This window comes from Marisediminitalea alba, from assembly GCF_002993365.1.
Classification (GTDB): Bacteria; Pseudomonadota; Gammaproteobacteria; order Enterobacterales; family Alteromonadaceae; genus Alteromonas; species Alteromonas alba.
Genome location: NZ_PVNP01000023.1, coordinates 1 through 2,686, shown reverse-complemented (window position 1 = coordinate 2,686; position 2,686 = coordinate 1). Strand labels below are relative to the sequence as shown.

At 41.7% G+C, this 2,686-nt stretch carries 4 protein-coding genes and 2 pseudogenes; 1 reads left to right on the top strand and 5 read right to left on the bottom strand.

Annotation, left to right across the window (positions count from 1 at the left end):
- The 5 genes and pseudogenes from C6Y40_RS03355 to C6Y40_RS03335 all read right to left on the bottom strand — a co-directional run.
- Nucleotides 1-354: pseudogene (locus tag C6Y40_RS03355) on the bottom strand (IS21 family transposase); the annotation flags it as partial.
- Between the two features lie 130 nt (nt 355-484).
- Nucleotides 485-712: a type II toxin-antitoxin system RelE/ParE family toxin gene (locus C6Y40_RS03350; protein ID WP_105933342.1), complete on the bottom strand. Its 228-nt coding sequence runs from the start codon at nt 710-712 to the stop codon at nt 485-487.
- Nucleotides 699-959: a type II toxin-antitoxin system ParD family antitoxin gene (locus C6Y40_RS03345; protein ID WP_105933341.1), complete on the bottom strand. Its 261-nt coding sequence runs from the start codon at nt 957-959 to the stop codon at nt 699-701. Before C6Y40_RS03345 ends, C6Y40_RS03350 begins: the two co-directional genes overlap by 14 nt.
- Nucleotides 960-1,555: 596 nt before the next feature.
- The gene (locus C6Y40_RS03340) at nt 1,556-1,738 is read right to left on the bottom strand and encodes a hypothetical protein (RefSeq protein WP_105933340.1); all 183 of its coding nucleotides are present in this window, start codon (nt 1,736-1,738) and stop codon (nt 1,556-1,558) included.
- Nucleotides 1,739-2,139: 401 nt separating this feature from the next.
- On the bottom strand, nt 2,140-2,487 hold the full coding sequence (locus C6Y40_RS03335) for a hypothetical protein (protein ID WP_105933339.1): 348 nt from the start codon (nt 2,485-2,487) through the stop codon (nt 2,140-2,142).
- Nucleotides 2,488-2,566: 79 nt separating this feature from the next.
- Between C6Y40_RS03335 and C6Y40_RS03330 the strand changes: the two are divergent.
- A pseudogene (locus C6Y40_RS03330) lies at nt 2,567-2,686 on the top strand (IS1595 family transposase); the annotation flags it as partial.

Sequence of the window (2,686 nt, the reverse complement as noted above, 5' to 3'; positions counted from 1 at the left end):
ATTGTCGCAAAACTGGCTGTAGCTATAGCAAGCATCAGGGTAATTAGCCTGATATTCCTCCCAGAGCAGCAGTTTAGTTACACCTTTACGCCGCAGTTCAATATCCATCAGGCCATAATCAGGTTTAATACGGCCCGCTTTCCTGTCAGGATAAAGTGACTGATGTAGCCATTGATCGGAGGCATGCTCAGGTAACGGCCAGCCACAATCCAGGGTTCTGAATTTACCGAGAATATCAGATATAGTGGCAGCCCCCACATTCAGTCTCCTGGCGATGTCCCGGTTACTGAGGTTTTCATCAAGCTTAAGATAGAGAACCGCTTTAACGCGTTCTATGTCAGTAGGTTTTGACATACTTGTTTCCTCTTTAAAATTAAAAGAAGTTAACAAGCATAAAAGACTGATCGGGTGGTGAAGAAAAAGTCTGTGATCGAATGACCGGAATAGAGTTGATCGGGCTAGTCAGAATCAGCGATCGAGAACATCAGAATACGCAATAAACCATATGTTTTTGAATTGGGAAACTTCGCGCATTATCAGAAAGCTCTGGTCTTCTCTTTCCGATATCTGGCGCATTGGCAATCTTAATTAAGGCCTCATGCAGCAATAAGATATACGCTTCAGCCTGACTATGTCCCCAAGCTTCAATGGTTTTGATGGCTATTAGTCTCAGATCATCTTCTGCAAGTTCGGAGAGCTTATAACTTGCCATCGACTTGGCCACTTACTTCAGCAAAGATGTCCAATGCTGATTTATCTGAGCTTTTACCTTCAGATAATTGCTGGAAACCTTTCCCTACCTCTTCTCGTAAGATGTCCAATTGTTGCTGCTTTAGTACGTCTTTTTCGAAAAGCAATCTAAGGCCATCTCTGATAACTTCGCTCGCTGAGGTATAAAGACCTGAGGCCACTTTCTCATTGATACGTTTTTCAAACTCTGAGCCGAGAGTAATATTCATAAACACCTCCACACGTTACATTCATATTATGCGCATAATATATTCACTTTACCAATCTATAATTAGCTTCGACAGAGCATTCATTAATCTAGAAAAGTAGTGAGTGATCGCTCAGTAAGAAAACTTATACCATGCAAAGAATTTGCAAAGTCACTTCTTGCAGCTTCAACCAGTTGATTTAAAGTAATTATTCTAAACACTAATTTTTCAAAATCCGCGGGGGGGGGGGGTAACTCTGTGCCGTCCGGTGACCGGCGCAGTCAATCCCGGCCTCAGATACCACTTTTAGATGTGAACATAAACCGACGAAAGTCGGTTTTTTGTTTCTTTCATTTAAAAGGCAGACAATCATCGGACCGCCTGCCTGAATTATACTATCTCTGATATGTATTAATTGCATTGGTTCGGCAATCAGGGGCTTTACTCATCTGACTTTTGGTTATTTGACAAGAGTTCATATTTTACATACACCAATGAAAAAATCAGACCCAGAGAAAGCAACAGGCCACTAGTAAAATCAAATGGTGAAGTACGTATTGCATAAATAACCTGAAAAGCGATAAAGACTATGAAATATATCACTTCTTTTCTCATAGCTATTCTAATGCTGCTGACGCTTGTGCAAATGCAAGTAATGCGCCGGTTATAGCTATTGCGCCCCCTCCGGTAGCCACAACTGCTGCAGCATACAACGCTGTAGCGACCACCCATCCAGAGCCTTCTGAATATTCTATGCCGCCATTAACTAGCTCTGTTTCACTTACTGTTAGTTCTTTCATAGGTATACCTTCCTTTTCAGTCAATTGGAAATCAATTAGTCAGTATTCACACAGTGCACTCTGACATATTTAGATTGTCGTATGACCTAATTAATCACAACTGTCCATACAACTAGAATTTGATTACCGCGGAACAGTGCAAAAAGAATCTAATAAGTGCGCCCCTACAACCATAAAAATATGATTTTTAATAATTATTTCTACAAATGGTTTTCCAGAATCCGCCAGGGGTAACTCTGTGCCGTCCGGTGACCGGCGCAGTCAATCCCAGCCTCTGATATCACTTTTAGATGTGAACCATAAACCGACGCAAGTCGGTTTTCTTGGGTCTGACTTTCAACTTAAACGATTATAATCATCTGAAAAACGACTTTATAGTCTGGCAAAGGCGGCACCAGCTATCAGGCAATAACCATCTTTGATATTTCGATTGTAAAACCAATTAAGGCCAAAACGAGCCCTACCCCGCCGATTACATTGCCCCTGCCGAGCTCAATACCGAGTCTTACAAATACTTTACTGATAAAAATTATGCAGCCAAGAAACACGGTGAATATGGTGAAAGCCACATTTGCGACAATGCTCATTGCAGGGTCTAGTATTGATACAATAGCAACGGAAACCACCCAGGTTGCGATATAAGCGCCAATCGCTAACCAATTCCAGTGTTGCTTAGTCGCCGTTGTGCCGACCAAACGAAACTGAATATTTTCCAGGAAGGTTTTAAGCCGTTCCGCCAATGGCGGCAAATAGAGCTCAATTGTAATTGGCTATGTTCTGCTAAATTGTTGCTACACTGTATATGAATACAGTCGTTAAGGGTTGATCATGCTCCCAGCACAATTTACAAAGCTTATAGCCGAGTTAGAACACTTAACAGATAGTCAAACCCGTTATGTTGAGAAGCTGCTGAAAGGCACTGATAGCGTCTCACAGTTGATAACAGAG

Coding starts and splice junctions, on each gene's coding strand:
- C6Y40_RS03350 (WP_105933342.1), bottom strand. CDS start 712: ATGGCAAGTTATAAGCTCTCCGAACTTGCAGAAGATGATCTGAGACTA.
- C6Y40_RS03345 (WP_105933341.1), bottom strand. CDS start 959: ATGAATATTACTCTCGGCTCAGAGTTTGAAAAACGTATCAATGAGAAA.
- C6Y40_RS03340 (WP_105933340.1), bottom strand. CDS start 1,738: ATGAAAGAACTAACAGTAAGTGAAACAGAGCTAGTTAATGGCGGCATA.